Annotated in this window: 21 protein-coding genes; 19 read left to right on the top strand and 2 right to left on the bottom strand. The window is 53.1% G+C overall.

Translation table 11 applies throughout. The annotated features are described in order from the left end of the window. From PAT3040_RS16585 to yajC, 4 genes are all read left to right on the top strand, one after another. A partial coding sequence (locus PAT3040_RS16585) for a SpoIID/LytB domain-containing protein (RefSeq protein WP_181376663.1) occupies window positions 1-1472 on the top strand: 1472 nt, incomplete at its 5' end. A gap of 10 nt (window positions 1473-1482) precedes the next feature. After that, on the top strand, window positions 1483-2529 hold the full coding sequence (gene queA / locus PAT3040_RS16580) for a tRNA preQ1(34) S-adenosylmethionine ribosyltransferase-isomerase QueA (protein WP_108993611.1): 1047 nt from the start codon (window positions 1483-1485) through the stop codon (window positions 2527-2529). Window positions 2530-2585: 56 nt separating this feature from the next. Next, window positions 2586-3719 (top strand): tRNA guanosine(34) transglycosylase Tgt, encoded by a 1134-nt coding sequence (tgt, locus tag PAT3040_RS16575; RefSeq protein ID WP_108993610.1) that lies wholly within the window; start codon window positions 2586-2588, stop codon window positions 3717-3719. A gap of 14 nt (window positions 3720-3733) precedes the next feature. Next, on the top strand, window positions 3734-4051 hold the full coding sequence (gene yajC / locus PAT3040_RS16570; protein WP_087566498.1) for a preprotein translocase subunit YajC: 318 nt from the start codon (window positions 3734-3736) through the stop codon (window positions 4049-4051). Between the two features lie 98 nt (window positions 4052-4149). Here yajC and PAT3040_RS16565 read toward each other — a convergent pair whose 3' ends face one another. Continuing rightward, on the bottom strand, window positions 4150-4542 hold the full coding sequence (locus tag PAT3040_RS16565; RefSeq protein ID WP_087566497.1) for a TIGR04086 family membrane protein: 393 nt from the start codon (window positions 4540-4542) through the stop codon (window positions 4150-4152). Window positions 4543-4790: 248 nt separating this feature from the next. On the opposite strand from PAT3040_RS16565, the gene PAT3040_RS16560 reads away from it, so the two are divergent. Further along, window positions 4791-5573, top strand: a complete 783-nt coding sequence (locus PAT3040_RS16560; protein WP_108993609.1) for a YetF domain-containing protein — start codon at window positions 4791-4793, stop codon at window positions 5571-5573. On the opposite strand, the gene spoVB is transcribed toward PAT3040_RS16560, so the two are convergent. Next, complete coding sequence (gene spoVB, locus PAT3040_RS16555) at window positions 5566-7122, bottom strand: stage V sporulation protein B (RefSeq protein ID WP_108993734.1); 1557 nt, start codon at window positions 7120-7122, stop codon at window positions 5566-5568. The genes PAT3040_RS16560 and spoVB overlap by 8 nt on opposite strands. Before the next feature lie 227 nt (window positions 7123-7349). Between spoVB and PAT3040_RS16550 the strand changes: the two genes are divergently transcribed. From PAT3040_RS16550 to PAT3040_RS16490, 14 genes are all read left to right on the top strand, one after another. Then, window positions 7350-7589, top strand: coding sequence for a post-transcriptional regulator (locus tag PAT3040_RS16550; RefSeq protein ID WP_087566494.1), 240 nt, complete (start codon window positions 7350-7352; stop codon window positions 7587-7589). 81 nt (window positions 7590-7670) lie between these two features. Then, entirely contained in the window at window positions 7671-8906 is a 1236-nt protein-coding gene (gene secD / locus PAT3040_RS16545; protein WP_108993608.1) for a protein translocase subunit SecD, read from the top strand. Beyond that, entirely contained in the window at window positions 8896-9816 is a 921-nt protein-coding gene (gene secF / locus PAT3040_RS16540) for a protein translocase subunit SecF (RefSeq protein WP_108993607.1), read from the top strand. The genes secD and secF overlap by 11 nt, the downstream gene beginning before the upstream one ends. A gap of 51 nt (window positions 9817-9867) precedes the next feature. Continuing rightward, window positions 9868-10284 (top strand): cation transporter dimerization domain-containing protein, encoded by a 417-nt coding sequence (locus PAT3040_RS16535; protein ID WP_087566491.1) that lies wholly within the window; start codon window positions 9868-9870, stop codon window positions 10282-10284. Between the two features lie 31 nt (window positions 10285-10315). Beyond that, window positions 10316-12340, top strand: a complete 2025-nt coding sequence (gene recJ, locus PAT3040_RS16530) for a single-stranded-DNA-specific exonuclease RecJ (protein WP_108993606.1) — start codon at window positions 10316-10318, stop codon at window positions 12338-12340. 41 nt (window positions 12341-12381) lie between these two features. Next, window positions 12382-12912: an adenine phosphoribosyltransferase gene (locus PAT3040_RS16525; protein ID WP_108993605.1), complete on the top strand. Its 531-nt coding sequence runs from the start codon at window positions 12382-12384 to the stop codon at window positions 12910-12912. A gap of 271 nt (window positions 12913-13183) precedes the next feature. Further along, on the top strand, window positions 13184-15367 hold the full coding sequence (locus PAT3040_RS16520) for a RelA/SpoT family protein (RefSeq protein WP_087566488.1): 2184 nt from the start codon (window positions 13184-13186) through the stop codon (window positions 15365-15367). A gap of 20 nt (window positions 15368-15387) precedes the next feature. After that, complete coding sequence (dtd, locus tag PAT3040_RS16515; protein ID WP_108993604.1) at window positions 15388-15831, top strand: D-aminoacyl-tRNA deacylase; 444 nt, start codon at window positions 15388-15390, stop codon at window positions 15829-15831. Window positions 15832-15929: 98 nt separating this feature from the next. Next, window positions 15930-16100, top strand: a complete 171-nt coding sequence (locus PAT3040_RS37110) for a hypothetical protein (RefSeq protein ID WP_181376662.1) — start codon at window positions 15930-15932, stop codon at window positions 16098-16100. Window positions 16101-16377: 277 nt separating this feature from the next. Further along, window positions 16378-18015 carry a response regulator transcription factor gene (locus tag PAT3040_RS16510; protein ID WP_108993603.1) on the top strand — a complete coding sequence of 546 codons (1638 nt, stop codon included), beginning with the start codon at window positions 16378-16380 and terminating at the stop codon, window positions 18013-18015. Next, window positions 18015-18641: an SGNH/GDSL hydrolase family protein gene (locus PAT3040_RS16505; RefSeq protein ID WP_181376661.1), complete on the top strand. Its 627-nt coding sequence runs from the start codon at window positions 18015-18017 to the stop codon at window positions 18639-18641. Before PAT3040_RS16510 ends, PAT3040_RS16505 begins: the two co-directional genes overlap by 1 nt. Before the next feature lie 29 nt (window positions 18642-18670). Continuing rightward, window positions 18671-20479, top strand: coding sequence for a cache domain-containing sensor histidine kinase (locus tag PAT3040_RS16500; RefSeq protein ID WP_108993601.1), 1809 nt, complete (start codon window positions 18671-18673; stop codon window positions 20477-20479). A 193-nt stretch (window positions 20480-20672) separates the two neighbouring features. Next, complete coding sequence (locus PAT3040_RS16495; RefSeq protein WP_108993600.1) at window positions 20673-21587, top strand: ABC transporter permease; 915 nt, start codon at window positions 20673-20675, stop codon at window positions 21585-21587. Window positions 21588-21603: 16 nt separating this feature from the next. Next, complete coding sequence (locus PAT3040_RS16490) at window positions 21604-22494, top strand: carbohydrate ABC transporter permease (RefSeq protein ID WP_087566482.1); 891 nt, start codon at window positions 21604-21606, stop codon at window positions 22492-22494. Window positions 22495-22724 lie beyond the last annotated feature (230 nt).

Below are 22724 nucleotides of genomic sequence, written 5' to 3'. Positions count from 1 at the left end.
CCGTCTGGGTGGGAGGCGAGCCGTCCCAGGACAAGCTGGCTGCCGTACAGGCAGCTGCAGCGTCTGTTCCGAACGGCTCGGCGCTTAAGGCTGTAGCGCCCCAATCGCGGCATTTGATCATTCGCAGAGACCATACCGTCAGCGCCGCCGCGAACGTCAGCCACGAGCTGTATCAATTCCCTGTTACGGGCGACATGAAAACATGGATCGCTCCGGCAGGCGAAGCGTTTATTACGCTCACGGAACGCAGCAACCGTACTTATCGGGGCAGCTTCGAGCTGAGCTCCGTCAACGGCAAGATGGCCGTTGTCAACGAATTGCCGTTCGAGCAATATTTGTATTCCGTCGTCGCGGTAGAGATGTACACTTCCTGGCCGCTTGAAGCGCTAAAGGCGCAGGCTGTAGCAGCCAGATCCTATGCGCTTAACAAGGGTTACGGCTTCCAGATCGCCCATGTCGTCGATACAACGCTGAGTCAGGTCTACAACGGAGCAAGCGTGGAGGCTCGATCTTCCACCGAAGCAGTCGAGGCGACAGCAGGCGTAGTTGCTTTGCATAACGGAAAGGTCATCGAAGCGATCTATTCCTCGAGCGCGGGCGGCATGACGGCGGACGCAACGGAAGCTTGGAGCAACTCCGTTCCTTATTTGCAGCCGGTTGAGAGCCCGGATTCCATATCCGAAACCGGACTGAAGAGCTGGTATCGAGTAGCGCTGCCAAGCGGTGCCGTAGGCTACATTCGCGAGGATCTCGTGCGCGACACGGGACGGAAGACGGAGGCGGGCAGCGTCATTCTGGAATCGACGACGGATGCAACAAATATTCGCCGGCATCCTCTCATCCAGGAAACCGTGCCTGTCGTTGCCCAAATTCAAAGCGGAACGAGTCTGATTGCAATTGACAAAGTCATCGAATCGAATCCCATGAATTGGCAGAGAGGACCGTTCACCGGCGACGAGCTGCTGACGGTCATGAACACATATGCGAACCCCAAGATTACGGGGCCGATCACATCGGTCGAAGTGACGAAGCGAGGACCTTCGGGACGAGCGACGGAAATTTCGGTCAATGGGACAAAACTTGGCGTATCATCGCCAACCGCTCTGCGTACCGCGCTGGGCTACGGAGGTTCTTTGCCAAGCACGAGTTTTGAAGTGGAGCAGACCGGAAAGGTAGTCGTACTAGGCGGGAGCGGCGCTTCGGTGACCCGGTCGGATGATTCCAAAAAGCTTTATGTTATGGGAGCAGAAGGCAAATCCGCCGCTTACGCGGGAGACTACATGTACGTAATGGACGGAGAAGGAGACTTAAGGGCAGCTACCCGAAACCCGGGTTTCGCTATCTCGGGAACGGGCTACGGACACGGTGTCGGACTCTCTCAATATGGGGCTTACAGCCTCGCGGCGCAAGGGTATGACTATGAATATATTTTGCAATACTACTATAAAGGCATAACGTTAGCTAAGGAATGATGACTTCGATATGAACGCGGATTGGTTTGACTTCGAATTACCGGAGGCGCTTATCGCCCAGACGCCGCTCCAAGAGCGGACCGCTTCCAGACTGCTTATGCTGGGCAAATCTACAGGAGAGATTCGGCACGGAAGCTTTACCGATCTGGCGGAGCGGCTTGGACCCGGAGACGTTCTGGTGCTCAACAACACGAGAGTGCTTCCTGCAAGGCTTGTAGGGGCTAAGATGGACACCGGAGCTAAGGCGGAGCTGCTGTTATTGAAGCAGCTGGGAGAAGATCGTTGGGAAACGCTGGCAAAGCCGGCCAAGCGTCTGAAGGTCGGAACCGTTATCGGTTTCGGCGACAATGGCGGAGGCGAGCCTCTGCTGCTGGCGGAAGTGGCATCCGAGGGAGAGATGGGGGCTCGAGTCGTTCAATTCCGATATTCGGGCATCTTTCAGGAACTTCTCGATAAACTCGGAGACATGCCTCTGCCTCCGTACATTAAGGAACGACTGGAGGAGAGGGAACGTTACCAGACCGTCTACTCCAAACATCAGGGATCGGCAGCCGCTCCGACGGCCGGCCTACACTTTACGGAGTCCTTTCTGGAGCAACTGCAGGCTAAAGGCGTAGAGCTCGCCTACGTAACGCTCCATGTGGGCCTCGGAACCTTCCGGCCCATGACGGCAGAGCGTGTGGAAGATCATGAGATGCACTCGGAATATTATGAGCTGGACGATGAAAATGCGGCCATAATTCGTACTGCAAAGCTTCAGGGGAGACGAATCGTAGCGGTCGGCACTACCTCCGCCCGAACGCTGGAGACGGTAGCCGGCAGATTCCCCGTAGGGGAACTTGAAGCTTGCAGCGGCTGGACCTCCATCTTCATCTATCCCGGCTATGAGTTCAAGCTGGTCGACGCCCTGCTCACCAACTTCCACCTGCCGAAGTCTACGCTCGTTATGCTCGTGAGCGCTTTGGCGGGAAGAGATCACATTATGCGCGCATACTGCGAGGCGGTGGAGAGAGAATACCGATTCTTTAGCTTCGGAGACGCGATGTTTATCGAATAACAAGGTTAATTAACGGACGAACCAATTAACGTCCGCAAGAATAGGAAGCGAGAAGAGTGGCGGTTAAATACGAATTTATTAAAGAATGCAAGCAATCCGGCGCCAGGCTGGGACGCGTTCATACTCCTCATGGCATTATCGATACGCCTACCTTTATGCCGGTCGGCACGCAAGCGACCGTAAAGACGATGAGCCCCGAAGAGCTCAAGGATATGGACGCCCATATTATATTGAGCAACACGTATCATCTGTTCCTGCGTCCTGGGCATGGCATCGTTAAGCAAGCAGGAGGACTGCACAAGTTCATGAATTGGGATCGCCCTATCTTGACGGATAGCGGCGGCTTCCAAGTGTTCAGCTTAAGCGAGATGAGGAAAATTACCGAAGAGGGCGTACACTTTCGTTCCCATCTAAACGGCGACAAGCTGTTCATTTCTCCGGAGGTTGCCATGGAAATCCAGAACGCTCTGGGCTCCGATATTATGATGGCCTTCGACGAATGTCCGCCTTACCCGGCGGAATACGAATACGTGAAGCAATCCACGGAGCGGACGTCCCGTTGGGCCGAACGTTGCCTTGCCGCGCATGCCAGACCGCAGGATCAAGCCCTGTTTGCTATCGTACAAGGCGGCATGCACAAAGATTTGCGCATTCAGAGCGCCAAAGATTTGACTTCCATGGATTTCCCGGGGTATGCTATTGGTGGACTGAGCGTAGGCGAGCCGAAGCACTTGATGTACGAGGTGCTGGATTACACCGTTCCCGAGCTGCCTGCCGACAAACCTCGTTATTTGATGGGTGTCGGATCGCCGGACGCATTATTGGAAGGCTCCATCCGCGGAATCGACATGTTTGATTGCGTCCTGCCTACACGCATTGCGCGCAACGGGACAACCATGACAAGCAGCGGAAGACTGGTCATCAAGAACGCGAAGTTCACGGAGGACTTCGGACCGCTGGACCCGAATTGCTCCTGCTATACTTGCAGGAATTATTCGCGCGCCTACATCCGACACTTGCTTAAGGCGGACGAGACCTTCGGCATTCGACTTACGACCTATCATAATCTGCATTTCTTGCTGCAATTGATGCGCGATGTCCGTCAAGCCATCATGGAGGATCGTCTGTTGGATTTCCGCGATTCCTTCTTCGAGGCTTACGGACTGAACGATAATGACAAAGGATTCTGAAAGGGGTGAATAACATGTCTCAATTATTGGCAGAAGGCGCAGGCGGTACCCAGAACATTTGGGGGCTAATCATGCCTTTCGTACTGATGTTCGCAGTTTTCTACTTCTTGCTTATTCGACCGCAACAGAAGAAATCGAAAGCTCGCAATTCCATGTTGAGCCAGATCAAGAAGGGCGACAAGATTACGACGATCGGCGGTCTTCACGGTACAATCGTGGAACTAACCGACGATACGGTCGTCTTGCGCGTCAACGACACGACAAAGATGACTTTCGAGCGCAGCGCTATTAACGGCGTTGTCAGCTCGGCACCTGCTGTTGCATCAGAGTAGTAGAACAAAATAAAAACGGCTTGCAGAGATTATTTCTCCGCAGGCCGTTTTTTTGTGTCAAACGATTTCACTTTACGGCCGGAGGCATCCGCTCTTCGTTAGCGTTTTAGGTTGACGCCAACCATGCCGCCTAGCGCTCCAGCTACAAGCACGGCGCCTAGCATTAACAAACTGCTCCAAGAGATGGACGCATTGGAGGCAAGGAAGCTGACGATGATGACGAGGATTCCGTAGATGCCGCCAAGCAGTCCGCCATTATACCAGCCTCTTCGCTCCGATCTTTTGCCCGAAGAGAACCCCCCGGCTAATGCCGAGGCGGCGTGAACGAGCAAAGCGTATGTGCCAAGCTCGTTTTCCCGCATGTTGCCGAAATGAAGCATAAAGGACAGCAGCAAGGCGCCTGCTGCCAGCCAAATCAAGGAGAATACGACTCCCGCGAGTAATGGTGGTCCGATTACGGGCGTTTTGGGGGCTTGCTTGACGGAACTCATCCTATTCCTCCTCCAGTTCAAAGGTATTAGTACACCATATGGCCAAGCTGGAGGAAATAGTACAAGTTGCTGTTCAAAAAGTCCGCTTTTGATCACGAGGCGTGCCAAGAAGCAATTGCCATATATTCGTGTCGGATTTGCCGTATGACGGAATGTCGTCAAGGTCAGAATAGCTGTACGAGCTTGAACGCCTTCCACTTGCACGGTGGCAGGCCGCTTGGCGAAACTATCGGAGGAGGCGCTAATCAATGGAGTTGTGGAGCCTGTTGATCCGGACGACCGTCATCTATTTCGTCGTATTCGTCATCATGAGACTGATGGGGAAGCGGGAGATCGGCAAGCTGTCGGTGTTAGACTTGATCATCTCGGTCATGATCGCGGAGATTGCGGTCATTGTTATAGAAGACGTCAACCGGTCCATGTGGGACGGCATCATACCTATGGCTGCATTGCTCGTCATCCAGGTGACGATGGCGCTGTTATCGATGAGCAATCGTAAAATCCGTCTATTCTTCGACGGCAAGCCGAGTGTGGTTATTGCAAAAGGGAAAATAAATCGCGATGTGATGAAGAAGCAGCGTTATAATCTGGACGATCTCATGCTTCAGCTGCGCGAAAATAAAATTACGTCCGTTGCAGACGTTGAATTCGCTATTCTGGAGACTAGCGGCAAGCTGTCCGTTATTCCGAGGGATGATGCAGATCATGGGGAGGAAATCGCTCAAGAGCAAACTGCCATATCGGTATCCCAGAGTTTGGCCAAAAACAGTCGGCAAGGCAGTAGTGAGCGAATCAGAAACTCTGGAAACGGGGTCATTCCGCCAAGTTACCGTTTTGAAATATTGCCAATTCCGCTAATTATGGATGGCAAAGTACAGGATGAGAATTTGTCCAAAATCGAAAAAACACGATTCTGGCTAAAAAACGCGCTGCAAGAGGAAAATGTCCACGACTTCAAAGAGGTTTTCCTCTGCACGATTGACCATAAGGGTAAATTATTCGTGGATGTGCATCACAAAAGATTTACCTGAACCATGCACCGATCCAGGGTATACGCGAGATATCATGCCTGTCTATAATTTTCATCCAGATCATGAGCACAATGTAAAGGATAACGCTAATAAAGCAAGCTGATACAAGCGCGATCCATTCCATCGAGATCGGCATCCGATGCATGAGCCACTGGGCAGCTGCCCCCATAATGACCATTGCCGCACCGACTTTAATGAAGTCGGCGAATTGCATGCGGAAGCCGATATATTTAAGAACGCTGATGCCATGAAGTACGGTGACGAGAACAATGTTAACGTTGATGGCAATAAGCGCGCCGTAAATGCCGAGCTCCGGCTTGGAAGCGAGCTGTACAATAAGGACCAGCTTGATCCCGGCTGCCAGAAACGTATTCGTTAAGGCGGCACCTGGTCTGTCTAGCGCTTGAAGCGCGGCTTGCAAGGGAGCCTGCAGGTAAATAAAAAGTCCGACGGGTGCAATTAGCCGGAGCATGGGCGCATATTCCTCATGAGCATAGATAATGCGACATAGCGGCTCTGCAAACAAAGTCATGACAACTACAAACGGAGCGCCTGAGACGAGCGCGATCCGCATGGATTGATGCATGCGCTTCTGAATTAATGCTTTATCGCCTCGCGCTGCCGCCTCCGAAAGGGACGGGACAAGCGAAACGGCCAGCGAATACGTCAGAGCCGTCGGCAGGAGGACCAGCGGGATAATCATGCCTTGCAAAGCGCCGTATTGTGCCGTGGCAATGCCCGTCGCGATACCCGCCACAGCAAGGCTCTTCGCCGTAAAGATGGATTCGAGCAGGTAGGATAAGGAGCCGACAAGCTTGCTGCCTGTCACGGGCAGGGAAAGTCCGATCAGCCGTTTCAAAATAGGCGAATTGTCGTTTGGAGCAAGCGTCCCGCGATGAGCCTTTTTCCCCCTGTCTCCCCTTTTCGTGCGATAATGCCAAAGCAACGCCGCCAGTCCGCCGATCTCTCCGGCAACGACCCCCAGCATGGCCCCGGCCGCAGCCCATTCCAGCCCGTATGGCAACAGCAAATAGGCGAAGACAAGCGACGCAACAATGCGGATAATCGTCTCGATCGTCTGAGACAGGGCGCCGGGAATCATGTTTTGTTTGCCCTGGAAGTAGCCACGGTATACAGACGAAACGCCGATTATGACCAGCAGCGGCGACATCACCATAAAGGTCTGGTAAACGCGGGTATCGGGCAGCAGATAACGAATAATAGAAGGAGCGAACAACAGCATCCCGAGGGTAAGCACAACGGATACGGCTACAGTGAGCAGCATCGCGGTGCGGAATATATAACGCACGCGGTCGGTATCGCCGGCGGATTCCGCTTCGGCAATCCACTTGGCGATGGCAAGCGGGATGCCTCCCGTTATTAATGTTAGCATAACGATGAGGAACGGATAGGAGAGCTGATAGAGGCCGACGCCTTCCGCTCCGATGATACGAGGCAGTGTAATTCGCGGCACAAAACCCAACAGGCGATTTACGATGCCGGCTGCAAGCAGAATCATGGCTCCTTTGATAAACGTTTGTTTCGTCATGTCGAACACTTCAACTCCTTCAGCTTAGACCTTTGCCGCAGCAGCCCGGCCCGTTCCGCTCCGCTCCGCTTGTCGGCTTGTACCGTCTATCTCTTATCTGTATGCGCGGCATGTCCGCTTAGATGTCTGCCATTTTCTTCTGACCGAAGCCCGGCAGGAGAATGGCTTTCGAGGTCGAATACATAAGAGGTGCAGAGCGTGCAGGAACGCGAACGGGAGGGTTAGCCATGGCGGATAATGAGCTTAGTGTGATGATCGAAGAGCTATGTATCAGCAAAGCGGAAGAATTCCGGCTCATCGGCTACGAGCATGTGACGGGCAAGGATGTATGGGAATGCGTTAGCGCGGGTTACGCCAAGAACGGACAGCCGGAGCTGCATCGATTGGTGAACGATATTTTGTCGCTGAAGGTCACTCAGTTCATGAACCATCTGACGATCAGCGCATACAAGGGAACCTCGTTCTAAAGATGAGGTTCTTTCTTTTTGACTCGTTTTTGCGGCATCTGTATAATGGGAATATTGAGATCATAAGGAGGATTCAGACGTATGTTCGGGAAGAGAATAGTAGCCTTCCTCGCGATCGTGGTCGTGGCGTTCGCCGTCATGGCCGGTACAAGCCCTTGGCTGCTGAAAGGCGTCAAGTTAGGCCTCGATTTAAAGGGCGGCTTCGAGGTGCTTTACGAAGCGGTACCTTATGAAGGGGGAGTAGCCGTCACGCCGGAGAGCTTGAAGCAGACGGCGAACAGCTTGCAGAAGCGTGTGGACGCTTCCGGATTGGTAGAGCCTGAGATTACGACAGAAGGCGCCAACCGCATTCGTGTCAAGCTGCCAGGCGTAGAGAACGAAGAAGAAGTAAGAAATTTGCTCGCCAAGCCGATCAACCTGACTTTCCGCGCGCCGGACGGCGAAATTATGCTGACGGGAACGGACTTCGTGGAAAACGCGGCTGGACTTGAGTTCAATGAGCTTAACCGTCCTGTCGTCACGATCAAGCTAAAAAACGCGAAGAAATTCGAGGAAGTGACATCCAAGCTTGTCGGACAGACGATGTCGATCTATCTGGATGAACAAGAGATTTCGAGTCCGCGAGTCAATCAGGTTATTGCCAGCGACAGCGCAGTAATCGAGATGGGCAACTCCTCGACACAAGAAGCTAGAGAGCTGCGCGACCTGATCAACATGGGCTCGCTGCCGCTTAAGCTTGAAGAAAAGTACACGAATAGCATCGGGGCAAAGCTCGGCATGGAGTCGCTTAAGGATACCGTAACGGCTGGCATCCTGGGCTCGGTGATCGTCCTTGTCTTCATGATCATTATTTTTCGTTTGCCGGGCTTCGTTGCGGCGATCACGATCATCACTTATGCATGGCTGCTTATTCTCGTCCAGAATTTGATGAACGCGACGCTGACGCTTCCCGGAATCGCGGCATTCGTCCTCGGCGTAGGGATGGCTGTTGACGCCAATATTATTACGGCGGAGCGCATCAAGGAAGAAATCCGGTCGGGCAAGAGCATGCTGTCTTCCCTGAAGGCGGGCTCCAAAAGCTCGTTCCGCACCATCATGGACGCTAACATTACGGGTATTATCTCCAGCGCCGTCCTGTACTTTATCGGCGACGGAGCGATTAAAGGTTTTGCGCTCACGATGATCTTTAGCATTCTGGTCAGCATCGTTACGAATATTTATTTCGCGCGTTTCCTTCTGGATATGCTCGTACGAAGCAACCGGTTCATGAAACCCGGCTACTACGGCGTGAAGGAGAGTGAAATCCGTGAACTTTGATACGAAAATCCGGTACGACTTCGTCAAAAACCGGAACAAATACTTTATGTTCTCGATCGGGCTCACCCTTGTGGGCATCATCTCGCTTATCCTGTTCCAACTGAACTTCGGCGTCGACTTTAAGGCGGGAACGAACATCGACGTCTCCATCGGACAAAGCGTGACGCAGCAAGACATTAAGACAACGCTGGATGAAGCGGGTTTCCCGGACGAGACGCCGACGATCGGCGGGGCCAACAACGACCGCGCCACGATCCGTTTCAATGATATCCTGGATCAGGAGCAGTCGGCCAAGGTGCTTGAGGCGTTGAAGGCGAAATACGGGGAAGATGTTTCCGCCGAGGTTAACGTCGTGTCACCGGATTTGGCGCAGGAGCAAGGGATTAATACAATCTGGGCGATTCTGATTGCCAGTCTTGGCATCATGTTATATGTGATGGTCCGGTTCGAGTGGCGTTTCGCGCTGGCTTCGAATATTTCTATCCTGTATGACAGCTTTGTCGTTATCGCGATCTTTTCCATCTTCCGCTTCGAGGTCGATCTGCCGTTTATCGCGGCCGTGCTCACGACGCTGGGATATTCCATTAACGATAAAATCGTCATATTCGATAGAATCAGGGAAAATCTGAGGTTCTCGCAGCACAAAAACGAAGAGCAGCTGGCCCATCTCGTTAATGCTAGTATTTGGCAAACGATGGCAAGAAACTTGTATACGGTATTAACGGTCGTTATCGTTACCGTATGTATATTCTTCCTGGGCAGCCCTTCCATCAAGATGTTCTCGCTTGCTCTGCTTGTCGGACTGGTCAGCGGTGCGTATTCTACGGTATTTATCGCAAGCCCGCTGTGGTTCCTGTTCAAGCGCAAGGAGAAGCAGAAACCGAAGGCGGCAGCAAAGCCGACACCTTAATCTACAAGAATAAGCGATAGACGCTTGCGATCCAGGAGGTATTTGGCACATATGTCAACCAGAGAGCGAGAGGGCGGCAGACAGCCCGTTTACAAGAGACGCTTATGGGATTACGTGGCGAACATTCTGTTTCGTGGCAAAGGAAAAGTCGGCCATGATCGGAAGCAGGAGGAATCAGCGGAGGAACTGATGGCGGTTGTACAACGCGTAGAGGGCGTTGTTACGGTCCAGTCGATCCGGGCAAGAGAGCAGGGCCATTACGTTGTGGCGGAGATTGTCATCAGCGTCAACCCCCGCATTACGGTGCTGGAGGGACAGGACATCGCCAAACGGGTCAAGCTCCTCCTTATGCACCGATTCCTCCATCTCTCCGAGGTCATGATTTATGTGGAGCCTTATGATCCGGGTTATCCATACAAATCCAATCACGACCCTAATCAGGAGCAGATGCCCACACTGCTGCAATAGGCCTCTAGACAGCAGGAAGGAGAGTAACCTGATGATTACAAGAAAGACCCGCTGGTTATTGGCGGAATGGACCGAAAGCAGCGAAAATAAGGCACGCCGGCTCTGCGAGGAGCTAGGCGTGCCTCCTCTTGTCGGCAAGCTGCTCGTCCAGCGCGGCTACGAGGACATAACCAGCGCGAGCCGCTTCCTTAATGGAGGCATGGAGGATCTGCATGATCCTTACTTGCTTCTTGGGATGGACGCCGCGGTAAACCGGATTAGATCTGCGCTGGAGCAAGGAGAGAAGGTGCGCATCTATGGCGATTATGACGCAGACGGCGTGTCCAGTACTTCCTTGTTGTGTCATGCTTTTCAGACATTAGGTCTTGATTACGATTATTATATTCCGCATCGCGCGCTGGAAGGCTATGGACTAAACAATGCCGCAATCCAGCTTGCGGCCGATCAAGGAGTAACGCTGATCGTGACCGTCGATACGGGCATCAGCGCTTACGAAGAGGTCGAATATGCCAAAACTTGCGGCGTTGACATCGTAGTTACGGACCACCACGAGCCTCCCGAGCGCATTCCGCATGCGGCGGCCGTCGTTAATCCGAAGCAGGAGCAATGCCCATATCCATTTAAGGGACTGGCCGGCGTTGGCGTAGCCTTTAAGCTTGCAACCGCGCTGCTGGAGCGCCCTCCAATGGAGTGGACGGATATTGTCAGCCTGGGTACCGTCGCGGACCTGATGCCGCTTAAGGATGAGAACCGGATCTTCGTCCGCAGCGGGCTTGAACGTATGCGGCTGGAGCCTTCCATCGGATTCCGTGCGCTTGCAGAGGCCGCTGGCCTTGAGCTGGAGGGAATCACTTCCACCGGTATCGCGTTTGGCATGGCGCCTCGCATTAATGCCGCAGGCCGTCTGGATCATGCCAAACGTGCGGTGGAGCTGCTTACGGCTGCCGATTACGACTCCGCCATTTTGGGAGCGATCGGACTGGACAGCCTTAACAAGGAACGTCAGCGAATCGTCGACGAGATGGTGAAGGAAGCGGACATGCAATGGCTCGGCAAACGCGGGGCTGCCGAAGCTGCAGGAACCGAGGAGCCCTCCGTCATTCTGGTCGCCGGCGTCGGCTGGAACGTGGGCGTAATCGGAATCGTCGCCTCCAAGCTGCTGGAGCGTTATTACAAGCCGGTCGTCGTGCTGGGCATTGACGCGGAGAGCGGCATGAGCAAAGGCTCGGCGCGTTCCATCGAGGGCTTTGACCTCCACGCGGCATTGACGGCATGCGAGTCTCTGCTGGATCATTACGGCGGACATCAGGCCGCGGCAGGGATGAGCCTTCATCGCGACAAGTTGGACGATCTGGAGGAGCGGTTGTCCTCGCTGGCGAAGACCTGGCTGTCCGAGGAAGATTGGATTCCGAGATCGCTTATCGATCTCCGCAGCAGCTTGCAGGACGCCACGCTGGAGACGATCTCCCAGCTGGCGCTGCTGGAGCCGTTCGGCGTCGGCAATCCGTCTCCGCGCCTGCTGTTCGAAGGGACCCGCGTCGCGGATCGTCGGGCGATCGGCAAGGAGTCCAAACATCTCAAGATGTCTCTTGGCAGCGGCAGAACAGGCCTGGATGTTATCGGTTTTGGCATGGGCGTCATGTCGGGAACGCTTGAGCCCGGCTGCCTTATCGACCTGATCGGCGAGCTGTCGATTAACGAATGGAACGGCCAGCGCAAGCCGCAGCTTATGCTGCAGGATCTCCATTACGAAAGGGAGCTTCCGGACGTGTTCCCCGCCCGCGAGCAATTTGGCGCCGTGTACCAGCAGCTCCGCAAAATTTCACGCGCGCAGGAGCGCGGGCTTGCCGAGAAGCTGGCAGCTCTCTGCAGCTTGACGGTGCCTTCGGTACGGCTTATGCTTGACGTATTCGAGGAGCTGGGCTTTATCGAGATAGGGGGAGGAACCGTCAACGTAGCCGTTTCTCCCGTAAAGCGGGAGTTGTCCTCCTCCAGCCGCTATCAGGCAGCGCTGAGCCGCTATCAAGGCGCGAGCGGCGCCAACTCGCCGGCCTGATCCTGAGCCTGACCTATTCAAGTAAGAAAGGAAGTTCCACCATGACAAGTTCAACTTATAACTTCAAAGACTACATTCGGGTCATTTCCGACTTCCCTCAGCCCGGCATCCGCTTTAAGGATATTACGACGCTGCTCAAAGACGGAGACGTCTATCGCGCAGCTATCGAACAGATGCGCGCGGCTGTCGAACATCTCAAGATCGACGTAGTGGCCGGTCCGGAGGCGCGCGGCTTCGTCGTAGGCGCGCCACTCGCGCTGGCATTAGGCGTCGGCTTCGCGCCGATCCGCAAGAGCGGCAAGCTGCCTGGCGCGACCATCACGGCTAGCTACGATCTGGAATACGGCAAGGATCAGCTGGCCATGCACACGGACTCCATCTCGCCGGGACAACGTGTTCTCATCGCAGATGATCTGCTTGCGACGGGCGGAACGATCGCGACCTCCATCAACCTCATCAAGCAGCTCGGCGGCGAGGTTGCAGGCGCGGCCTTTCTGATCGAGCTTGCGTACCTTACCGGCCGTTCCAAGCTGGACGGGGTCGATATTTTCTCGTTAATGACATACGAATAAGGGCAGCAGCGGTTCAATTCCGCCTTGAAGCGGGACCCGGTCAAACGGCCTGGTACCCCTTCAAGGCGCTTTTTTTGTTGCGGGATGAGAGGTATCGTCGTTTTTTCTTCCTTGGAAGTTGACGCGGCGGGACAGTTACAGGCATAATATGAGAAAACCTTTAATGAGGCTTGTCGCCGGCGATTGACCGATCGGCTACCACTTATTCGAGGAACGGCCGGGACATCCAGAAGGGGTGGGTTCGCCGTTTCTATTTGGGAAGGGACGTTTCATGGGCATAGAGCAATTACTTGAGAAGGCATCCGCATATATGAAAGAGCAGGATCTCGTGCGCATCAAGGAAGCCTACGACTTTGCGGAGCAGGCCCACCATGGACAAGTGCGGAAGTCGGGAGAGCCGTATATTCTGCACCCGGTAACGGTGGCGGATATACTCGTCGATATGGGGATGGATGTACTGTCGATCATTGCGGCGCTGCTTCATGATGTAGTCGAAGATACGACAGTAGACCTGCAGACGGTCCGCGCGAAATTTGGCGAAACCTGCGCCATGCTTGTCGATGGATTAACGAAGCTGGAGAAAATCCGCTTCCAGTCCAAAGAAGAGCAGCAAAACGAGAACTATCGCAAAATGTTCGTCGCCATGGCCCAGGATATTCGAGTCATTCTGATTAAACTGGCCGACCGCCTTCATAATATGCGAACGCTGAAGTTTCAATCGGAAGAATCGCAGAGGCGAATCGCTTACGAGACGCTGGAAATTTTTTGTCCCATCGCGCACAGGCTGGGCATCTCTGCCATCAAGTGGGAGATGGAGGACATTGCGCTTAGATACCTTAATCCACAGCAATATTACCGCATCGCGAACCTTATGAAAAAGAAGCGCGCGGAACGCGAGCAATTTATCGATGACGTGATCTCGCGCATTCGCGAAAAGCTTGAGGAGATGGGGATCGAAGGGGATATTTCCGGACGTCCCAAACATCTGTACAGCATTTACAAAAAAATGACGGCGCGAAACAAGCAGTTCAATGAAATTTACGACCTGCTGGCGATTCGTATTATCGTTGAGAATATTAAAGATTGTTACGCGACTCTAGGGATTATTCATACACTCTGGAAGCCGATGCCCGGCCGGTTCAAGGATTACGTGGCCATGCCGAAGGCGAATATGTACCAGTCGCTGCATACGACCGTCATCGGTCCTAATGGTGAGCCGACCGAGGTGCAGATTCGTACATGGGAGATGCATCGTACATCAGAATATGGAATCGCGGCTCACTGGGCTTACAAGGAAGGCATGATTGTTCCGGACGGAAACTTTGAGGACAAAATGTCATGGTTCCGCGAGATTCTGGAGCTGCAGCAGGAAACCAGGGACGCGGCGGAGTTCATGGAATCGCTCAAAATGGATTTTTTCGCCGATCTCGTCTTCGTATTTACGCCCAGCGGGGAAGTCATCGAGCTGCCCGCAGGCTCCGTGCCGTTGGATTTTGCCTATCGGATTCATACGGAAGTCGGCAATCGCACCATCGGCGCGAAGGTCAACGGGCGAATCGTGCCGCTGGATCATAAGCTAAAGACCGGCGACATCGTCGAAATTTTGACGTCGAAACATTCATACGGACCGAGTCAGGACTGGGTGAAGATCGCTCAATCGTCCCATGCCCGCAGCAAGATCCGGCAATGGTTCAAGAAAGAGAAGCGGGAAGAAAACGTGGCGAAGGGCCGCGAGATGCTGGAGCGCGAGCTAAAGCGTCTAGGACTGGAGCCTTCCGCCTGGATGGTCGACGACAAGCTGCAGGAAGCGGCGGCCAAATATACGTTTAACGACATCGAGGACATGATGTCCGCGATCGGCTTCGGCGGCATTACGGCCGCCCAGATCTGCACCAAAATGACGGAGAAGATGCGCAAGGAAGCGGAAGAGGCCAATCAGATCGAACTCACCGGCGAGATGAAGGAAATCAAAGCATCGGCGCCGAGCAAAAAAAGCAGGCCGAATCACGGCGTTACCGTCAAAGGCGTCGACAACTTGCTTGTCCGATTTGCCAGATGCTGCAATCCCGTTCCCGGCGACGCCATCGTGGGCTACATTACGCGCGGGCGCGGCGTATCCGTGCATCGGATGGACTGCACGAATATTCCGTTTGGGGAGGATGGCGAGGAAGCAGACCGCGTCATCGAAGTGGAGTGGGAGGATTCCGTCGAAGCGAATTACAGCGTCGACATCGAAATTACCGGCCACGATCGCAGAGGATTGCTGAACGAAGTATTGCAAGCCGTCTCCGAGAGCAAGACGAATATCAGCGCGGTGACGGGACGTTCCGTCAAGAATAAGATGGCGCTTATTCATATGACGGTGCTGATCCGCAATATTGATCACCTGTCATCAGTCGTTGAGAAGATCAAGCGGGTGCAGGACATTTACTCCGTACAGCGGATTATGCAGTAGCATTGAGGAGATTGAAACAGATGAGGGTTGTCGTGCAACGCAGCAAGGAAGCCAGCGTGTCGGTGGAGGGCGAGACCGTCGGAGCGATTCGGCACGGTCTCGTTCTACTTGTCGGACTTACGCATGAGGACGGCAAGGAAGAAGTTCGCTGGATGGCGGACAAGGTGGCGGGACTGAGGATCTTCGAGGATGAAGGCGGGAAAATGAATCATTCCGTGCTCGACGTCGGAGGAGACATTTTATCGGTGTCGCAGTTTACGCTGTACGGGGATTGCCGGAAGGGAAGAAGACCGAACTTCATGGCTGCGGCAAGGCCGGAGCAGGCCGAAGAGCTGTACGATTACTTTAACGGGCTGTTGCGGGAAATCGGGCTGAAGGTCGAGACGGGCCGATTCGGCGCGATGATGGATGTTTCCCTTGTCAATGACGGCCCCGTCACGTTAATTTTGGAGAGCGGCGCTTAAAACAAGGGCATGTGTGGCAACAATAAGGGTTAGACGGCTTGTGCAGATTGGACGCCTTCGGGCTTCCGCGCCGCAATTCTTATTCGGGGGGACCGCGCATGCATCAATCTCGTAAGGAACAAGGGCTGGAGCGAACAAGCAGAGGACTGCTGCTGCCGGAGCGGAGAGAAGCTTTCGTTATGGCGGAGCTGGAGACCGACATCGCGAACGAAGATCAGCAGCAAGGCGGCCGTTCGCCGCTTGTAAGGAGGCCAGGGCTCGGTTTCTGAGCCTTTCCAGCCTACACTAAAAACGCTTTCGAAATTGTAATATTTCTGTAACGAAATTCTAACTTTCGCTTAACATCGTTAACCTATAATATAACTCGACCCCCTTTTTTAAAATATAAATTACTTTGGACCTGCATGGTGTATGCAGGTTTTTTTCTGTCTTCCGAGGCGTTGCGCTTGCTGTATTACATAACATTCGACCATCATTCCATAAACTTGACCTAGTCGGTTCAATATATAATAAAGACAAAAGCTTATCTGTACTGGGGAGGAAACCATGTATAAGCTGATCATTGTCGATGACGAATATTCGACCCGAAACGGGCTGAAATTGTGCATCAACTGGTTCGAATACGGGATCGAAGTTGCCGGCGAAGCCGAAAATGGGATCAAAGGCATGGAACTGGCAGGCCGGATTCAGCCGGACATCGTGCTGACCGATGTGAAGATGCCTGGCATGGACGGGATCGAGATGGTAAATCGACTGAAGGGCCAACATCCCGATACGAAATTTGTATTCATCAGCGGCTATGACGATATCGAATATTTGAAATCCGCAATGAAGATGGATGCGGTGGATTATATTCTAAAGCCTGTCAATCTGGAGGAATTGAACGCGGTTATCGAGAAAATCATGGCGATGACGAAGCGGGAAGAAAACCGCAAGGACATGCTGCAGCAAATGAACGCCCGGCTGAACCAAAGTATTCCGCTCCTGCGGGAGAAGTTCTTCATTCAACTAATCCGCGACGGGCATGCGGACCGGCTATCGATGGAGAAGCGCATAGATTTCCTTGATCTCAAGCTGTCGTACGATGCTCCCTACTGCGCCCTGATCATACGCATCAACAATCCAAGAACCGTATTCGCTACGATGACCGAACAGAATACGCAGTTAATTTCATTTGCGATCCAGAACATCTGTCAGGAAATCGTAGACGCGCGCGTCTACGGCAACGTGTTCGAGCACCAACGGGGCGAATACGTGCTTCTCGTCGCGCTGCCGGAGGCGGAAGGGGAAGATATCATATTCCCGCTGGTGAGCGAATTGATGGGGAGCCTCAACGGATTCCTGAGCCGAATGGCGGAGGCGATTAGCTTAACGATCGGCGTCGGCGGTACGGTGGAGCATATGGGATTGTTGGCCGACAGTTACAAGATGGCGGCAGAAGCGATCGAGCGCAAATTGTTCCTCGGCAAAAACCAAGTGATTACGTTCGACGTAATGGCCGCGCAGAAGGATGTCGATTACCGGCTCATCAATGAGCGCATGGCCGTCTTCGCGTCAGTCCTGAAGACAGGCGACATCGGCGAGGTGTCGCTGCAGCTTGATAAGTTGTTCGCGGAATTGCGCACAAGCGCGGGCATCGGCTTTATCGATTGCCAGCGTATCTGTCTGCAGCTGCTGCTTGTTACATCCCAATTTCTGTCCGAGTTCGGCATGCGCATGGGCGATCTCGGCGAGCGGGAATCCGATGCCTGGTCGCAGCTGATGAAGCTGGAGACGATTGACGATATGTGTCTCCATCTGAAGGACTACCTGACGGCAGTGTGCGAACGGATCGGGAGCCGTCAAGAGAAACCGATCCCGGAAGTCATCACGGCCATCATACGAATCATTCATGAAAGATATTCGGACAACCTGACGATTGCGGATATTGCCTCGCAAGTGTATTTGGCCAAAACGTACATCTGTCTCTTGTTCAAGCAGGAAACCGGGGAAACGATCAACGAATATATCACAAGGGTGCGCATGGAGAAAGCAAAAGAAAGACTCACCGACAGCGACCAGAAGCTGTCGGAAATATGCTCGTCGATCGGATATGTCGAACCGAGCTACTTTACCAAACAATTCCGCAAGTATACGGGGATGAATCCAAGCGATTACCGGGACTTGCACAGGAGGATGAATTAATGGGCAACAACAGATGGCAAGGCGCAAGCTGGGCAACGCTGGGCGACAGCATTACCGCGGCCGGCGGGTACCAGCCGCTTGTTCAAGCGAAGCTAGGGTTCGCGAAGGTCGACAATTTCGGCCGAGGAGGGTGCCCGATGACGGCCGGCAGCGATCGGGACGACGGGGCAACCCTCTATATGGGCAGTAGCCTGGAACAAGCATACGATTGTTTGACCATCTTCGCCGGGACCAACGATTACCGGCTGAATATGCCGCTCGGCGTATTGCGGTCGATCGGTTCCGCGTTCGATAATCACACGTTCTTCGGCGCATACCAGTCGCTGATCGAGGAGCTGCTGACCCGCTATCCGCTCTGCAGGATGAATCTGTGGACACCGCTGCAACGGGACAAAGACGGGTACGATAGCGAGAAGCGCAACGACAAAGGCTGCTTGTTAGCGGATTACGCGGCTGCCGTTCAATCGATCGGACAGGCGTATGCATTGCCGGTGCTGGACTTATATGCGGTTAGCGGCTTCAACAAGTTAACGCTGGATAGCTTCACGAATGATCGGCTTCATCCGAATCAGGAGGGGTACCGGCGAATCGCCCAGACGGCGGCTTCGTTTCTGGCAGCGATCTAAATGACGGGATATGGAGGTGCAGCCGGTTCATGAGCATGCTGCTGCGCAGATTTCAACTGATGTGGCACACCTATCGCAAAATGCTGCTGCTCTACCTGCTTGTTCTACTGCTGCCTGCAGGATGTCTTCTCTATTATTACTTCGAGAAATCGGCAGACATTCTGGAGCGTCAGGTGACCCAATCGATGCTCAAGTCCGTGCAGCAGGTGAAAATTAATCTGGATTATCGGCTCGCCAAGGTGCAGGAGATTTCCGACGCCCTTATTCTGAATACGGATTTGTATGAAATTCTGGCTCGTGATCCGCAAAGCGGTACCAGGTTCAGCCAAGTGGAGGAAGAGAAGAAGCTTGGCAATATGCTGCGCAGCTTGCAAGGCAGCGATATTTTGAAGATCAAGCTGTACGTCAATGCCGACAAGATGTATGCGGGCGAACATGTCAATTTCTTCAGCCTGGACCAGGCGGCCCGTATGCCCTGGTATGACGAGGTGGTCGGGCGCAATGGCGCTGTGCAATGGATTCCGACGCATATGGAGCGTTACATCAGTACGCCAAGCGAAGCTCGCGTATTCTCCTCCGCCCGCATTATCCGGGATCCGAATGCGTATAGCCGCATTATTGGCATTCTTATGCTGGATGTCGCGGAAGCCAATCTGGCCGCCATTCTGAACCAGGCGGAACTGGACGTCCATAGCCATAACATGTATGTAGCGGATGCGACCGGGATGATCGTGTCCCATGGTCAACCGGAGAAACTGAATCATCCGCTGCTGCCGCCCGAAACGTTCAAGCTTATCGCCGATCAACCATTCGGCATCGAGAAAATCATGATGGATACGCAAACGTACTTCGTCATATTCGATACGCTCAGCGAAGGAGGATGGAAAGTCGTTTCTCTGCTGCCAGCAGGCCAGATCAGCCGGATGAGCAATCAATTTAATGTCGGGTTCTCGCTAGTGTTGGCCCTGTCATTGGCCTTGCTGTTTATCGTCGGCGCTTTCCTCGTGTTCGCGCATTTGACGCGAGGCACGATCAACCGAGTTCGCGATATTACCGAACAGCTGAGAGTGCGCGGCGCCGCCATGATCGAGGAAGGCATTCCTCACCCCAGCGGCGTCGTCATCCGGCTTGAGAAGAGCGTGACGCATATGCTGTCGACGTTCCAGCATCTGATGGAAGACAATTATCGAGCCAAGGAGCGGGAGAAAGAGGCGAGGCTGCGAGCGCTGCAAGCGCAAATTAACCCTCATTTCCTTTACAATGCGCTAGATACGATCAACTGGATGGCGCTTACCAAGGGAGCGCACGACATCAGCCGGATGTTGAACATGCTGGCGCAATATTTCCGCTTGACGCTGAATAAAGGCAAGGACATCGTACCGTTGGAAGATGAGATGAACTTATCGAAGGCGTATCTGGAAATTCAGAAGCAGCGGTTTCACAATTTCGATTATACGATAAAATTTCCCGGTCTGCTGTCTGGCCGCTCTATTCCGAAGCTGTCGATTCAACCGATCATCGAGAACGCCATTATGCACGGCGTTCATAATAGAGAAGGTCATCATGGGAGCATCAGCGTAGAGGCTGAGGCGGAAGGCCAAACATTCGTCATCCGCGTGACGGATGACGGCATCGGCATGACGGAGGAACAAATTGCGCAATTGTATGCAAGTCTAAACGCTTCTTCGTCTCCCTCGAGTTACGGCTTGTATAACGTATGGGAGCGAGTGCGCTTGTTCACTGGCGGAGCCGGCCGCCTGGTCATCGAATCGCAGCCGGGACGGGGCACGACCGTCAGCATATGGTTTCCGGCGGAGGAAAATGGGCGAAATGAATAACAGGCTGTCAAGCTGTCCCGCAAAGGTCTCAAAATGACCTGGCGGGGCAGCTTTTTTTCTCATGCCGTCCATCCCCCACCCAACCTGACGATTGTACTATTCCCTCTGAAATCTGTACCTCACGCTCCCTGCACCCCGACATGTATCATGAATCTATGATCAAACACGACTAACGCCGGATTGGAGGGACAGCATGAACAGAGGTAATCACTGGATATCGCAAATCAAGCGCAATTACGATTTGTACCTGCTCTTGATTCCGGGACTCGTCTTTTTGGCCATATTCAAATACACGCCGATTTACGGCCTGGTCATCGCGTTTCAGGATTTCAACATTTTCAAAGGAATTGGCGATAGCCCATGGGTAGGGTTTAAGCAGTTCGATAGACTGTTCGCCTCGGATGAATTCGGAAACATCATGACGAACACGCTGCTCATCAGTCTATATAAGATCGTCATCCTGTTTCCAATTCCGATTATCATTGCGATTTTGCTGAATGAAGTCGGCCGCATGTGGTTCAAACGTACGATTCAGACGATTATTTATTTGCCTCATTTTCTGTCTTGGGTCATCATCGCCGGTTTGTTCGTCAACATCATGTCTCCGCAAACCGGCATTGTCAATGGAATCATCTCCTACTTCGGCGGAGAACCGATCAACTTTTTTATGGACAACAGCTACTTCCGCAGCATAATCGTAGCCACGGCCGGATGGAAGGAAGCGGGATGGAACGCAATCATCTTTATCGCTGCGATCGCGGGGCTCGATCCGGAATTGTACGAGGCGTCCAAACTTGATGGCGCAAGCCGCATTCAGCAGGTCTTTACGATCACGCTGCCCGGGATTGCTTCGACGATCGTGCTCATGCTCATATTGCGGATAGGCAGTGTGCTGGAAGCGGGAACCGAACAGATTCTGCTCCTGTACAACCCAACCGTTTATGAGACAGGCGATGTCATTGGAACTTACATTTACCGAATGGGGCTAACCTCAATGGAATACAGCTTCTCCACCGCTGTCGGGCTGTTCGAGTCGGTGATCGGATTTATCCTCGTCATCGGCGGCAACGCACTGGCCAAGCGGGTTACGGGCAAGAGCATATGGTAGAAAGGGGCAGACGAAATTGGGAAAGACAATGAAAATAAAGCAGTCATTATCCGAACGGGTTTACATCTGGCTCGTATACATCATCCTGATCGGCTCGGCCATTCTCTGCCTGTTTCCGTTTCTGAACGTGCTCGCCAAGTCCCTCAGCTCCAACTGGGCGATTATATCCGGCAAAGTCGGGCTGATGCCGATAGCCTTCACGATGGAAAATATGATATTCGTCATACGCGATCAATTATTCCAGAAAGCGTTCCTGGTTTCGATCTATGTTACAGTCGTCGGCACGCTCGGATCGGTCCTATTTACTGCCGTTACCGCATATCCGCTATCGAAGAAGCATTTGCCCGGCATCAAATTCATCTTGTTGCTCTATATTTTCACGATGTTGTTCAACGGCGGCTTGGTACCTTCCTACTTGCTCATCAAAAATCTAAATCTGATGGACAATCTGGGTTCGCTCATATTGCCCGCGCTTATCAACGTATTCAACATGCTCCTGATGAAAAACTATTACGAGAGTCTGCCGGAGAGCCTGGAAGAATCGGCCAAGCTTGATGGAGCGAGCAATCTGAGAATCGTGTTTAGCATCATCATTCCGATTTCGGCGCCCGTGTTTGCTACGATCAGTTTATTCTATGCGGTCGCCTATTGGAGCAACTGGTTCTCTCCGATGCTGTACTTAAATGATCCGGCGCTGAAGCCGCTGCAGCTGTACTTGCGTGACATCGTTTTACAAGCCTCGGACGAGAATCTGCTCAATCAGGACATCGATTCGTTGCTCAACTTGTCTCCCGAAGGCATACGCAATGCGACGATCATCGTCTCGACGATTCCGATCCTGCTCGTCTATCCGCTGCTGCAGAAGTATTTCATCAAGGGAATTCTGATCGGATCCGTTAAAGGTTGACCACGGCGGCAGCACAGGCGCCGGTCCAAGCGGAATAACCTCTTGTGCTTTCTATACGTTCGAGTTCAAAAAGTTCGGTAGCGAACTTTTTGAACAACCGCTATAGAGCAAGCGCTTAGGGATTATTTATAATGAAACTAATGGAGGGGTTCACATGTCAAGGAAACAATGGCTGGTGGCAACGATCGTATTGATGTTATCCTTCACGACGGTACTGGCAGCTTGCGGCG

Source organism: Paenibacillus agaridevorans (genome assembly GCF_003112455.1).
In the GTDB taxonomy this organism is placed as follows: domain Bacteria; phylum Bacillota; class Bacilli; order Paenibacillales; family Paenibacillaceae; genus Pristimantibacillus; species Pristimantibacillus agaridevorans.
Note: the sequence above shows the minus strand (reverse complement) of the source record. Positions and strands in the feature narration are given on the sequence as shown.

Coding starts and splice junctions, on each gene's coding strand:
- queA (WP_108993611.1), top strand. CDS start 1,483: ATGAACGCGGATTGGTTTGACTTCGAATTACCGGAGGCGCTTATCGCC.
- yajC (WP_087566498.1), top strand. CDS start 3,734: ATGTCTCAATTATTGGCAGAAGGCGCAGGCGGTACCCAGAACATTTGG.
- PAT3040_RS16565 (WP_087566497.1), bottom strand. CDS start 4,542: ATGAGTTCCGTCAAGCAAGCCCCCAAAACGCCCGTAATCGGACCACCA.
- PAT3040_RS16560 (WP_108993609.1), top strand. CDS start 4,791: ATGGAGTTGTGGAGCCTGTTGATCCGGACGACCGTCATCTATTTCGTC.
- spoVB (WP_108993734.1), bottom strand. CDS start 7,122: ATGACGAAACAAACGTTTATCAAAGGAGCCATGATTCTGCTTGCAGCC.
- PAT3040_RS16550 (WP_087566494.1), top strand. CDS start 7,350: ATGGCGGATAATGAGCTTAGTGTGATGATCGAAGAGCTATGTATCAGC.
- secD (WP_108993608.1), top strand. CDS start 7,671: ATGTTCGGGAAGAGAATAGTAGCCTTCCTCGCGATCGTGGTCGTGGCG.
- PAT3040_RS16535 (WP_087566491.1), top strand. CDS start 9,868: ATGTCAACCAGAGAGCGAGAGGGCGGCAGACAGCCCGTTTACAAGAGA.
- recJ (WP_108993606.1), top strand. CDS start 10,316: ATGATTACAAGAAAGACCCGCTGGTTATTGGCGGAATGGACCGAAAGC.
- PAT3040_RS16525 (WP_108993605.1), top strand. CDS start 12,382: ATGACAAGTTCAACTTATAACTTCAAAGACTACATTCGGGTCATTTCC.
- PAT3040_RS16520 (WP_087566488.1), top strand. CDS start 13,184: ATGGGCATAGAGCAATTACTTGAGAAGGCATCCGCATATATGAAAGAG.
- dtd (WP_108993604.1), top strand. CDS start 15,388: ATGAGGGTTGTCGTGCAACGCAGCAAGGAAGCCAGCGTGTCGGTGGAG.
- PAT3040_RS37110 (WP_181376662.1), top strand. CDS start 15,930: ATGCATCAATCTCGTAAGGAACAAGGGCTGGAGCGAACAAGCAGAGGA.
- PAT3040_RS16510 (WP_108993603.1), top strand. CDS start 16,378: ATGTATAAGCTGATCATTGTCGATGACGAATATTCGACCCGAAACGGG.
- PAT3040_RS16505 (WP_181376661.1), top strand. CDS start 18,015: ATGGGCAACAACAGATGGCAAGGCGCAAGCTGGGCAACGCTGGGCGAC.
- PAT3040_RS16500 (WP_108993601.1), top strand. CDS start 18,671: ATGAGCATGCTGCTGCGCAGATTTCAACTGATGTGGCACACCTATCGC.
- PAT3040_RS16495 (WP_108993600.1), top strand. CDS start 20,673: ATGAACAGAGGTAATCACTGGATATCGCAAATCAAGCGCAATTACGAT.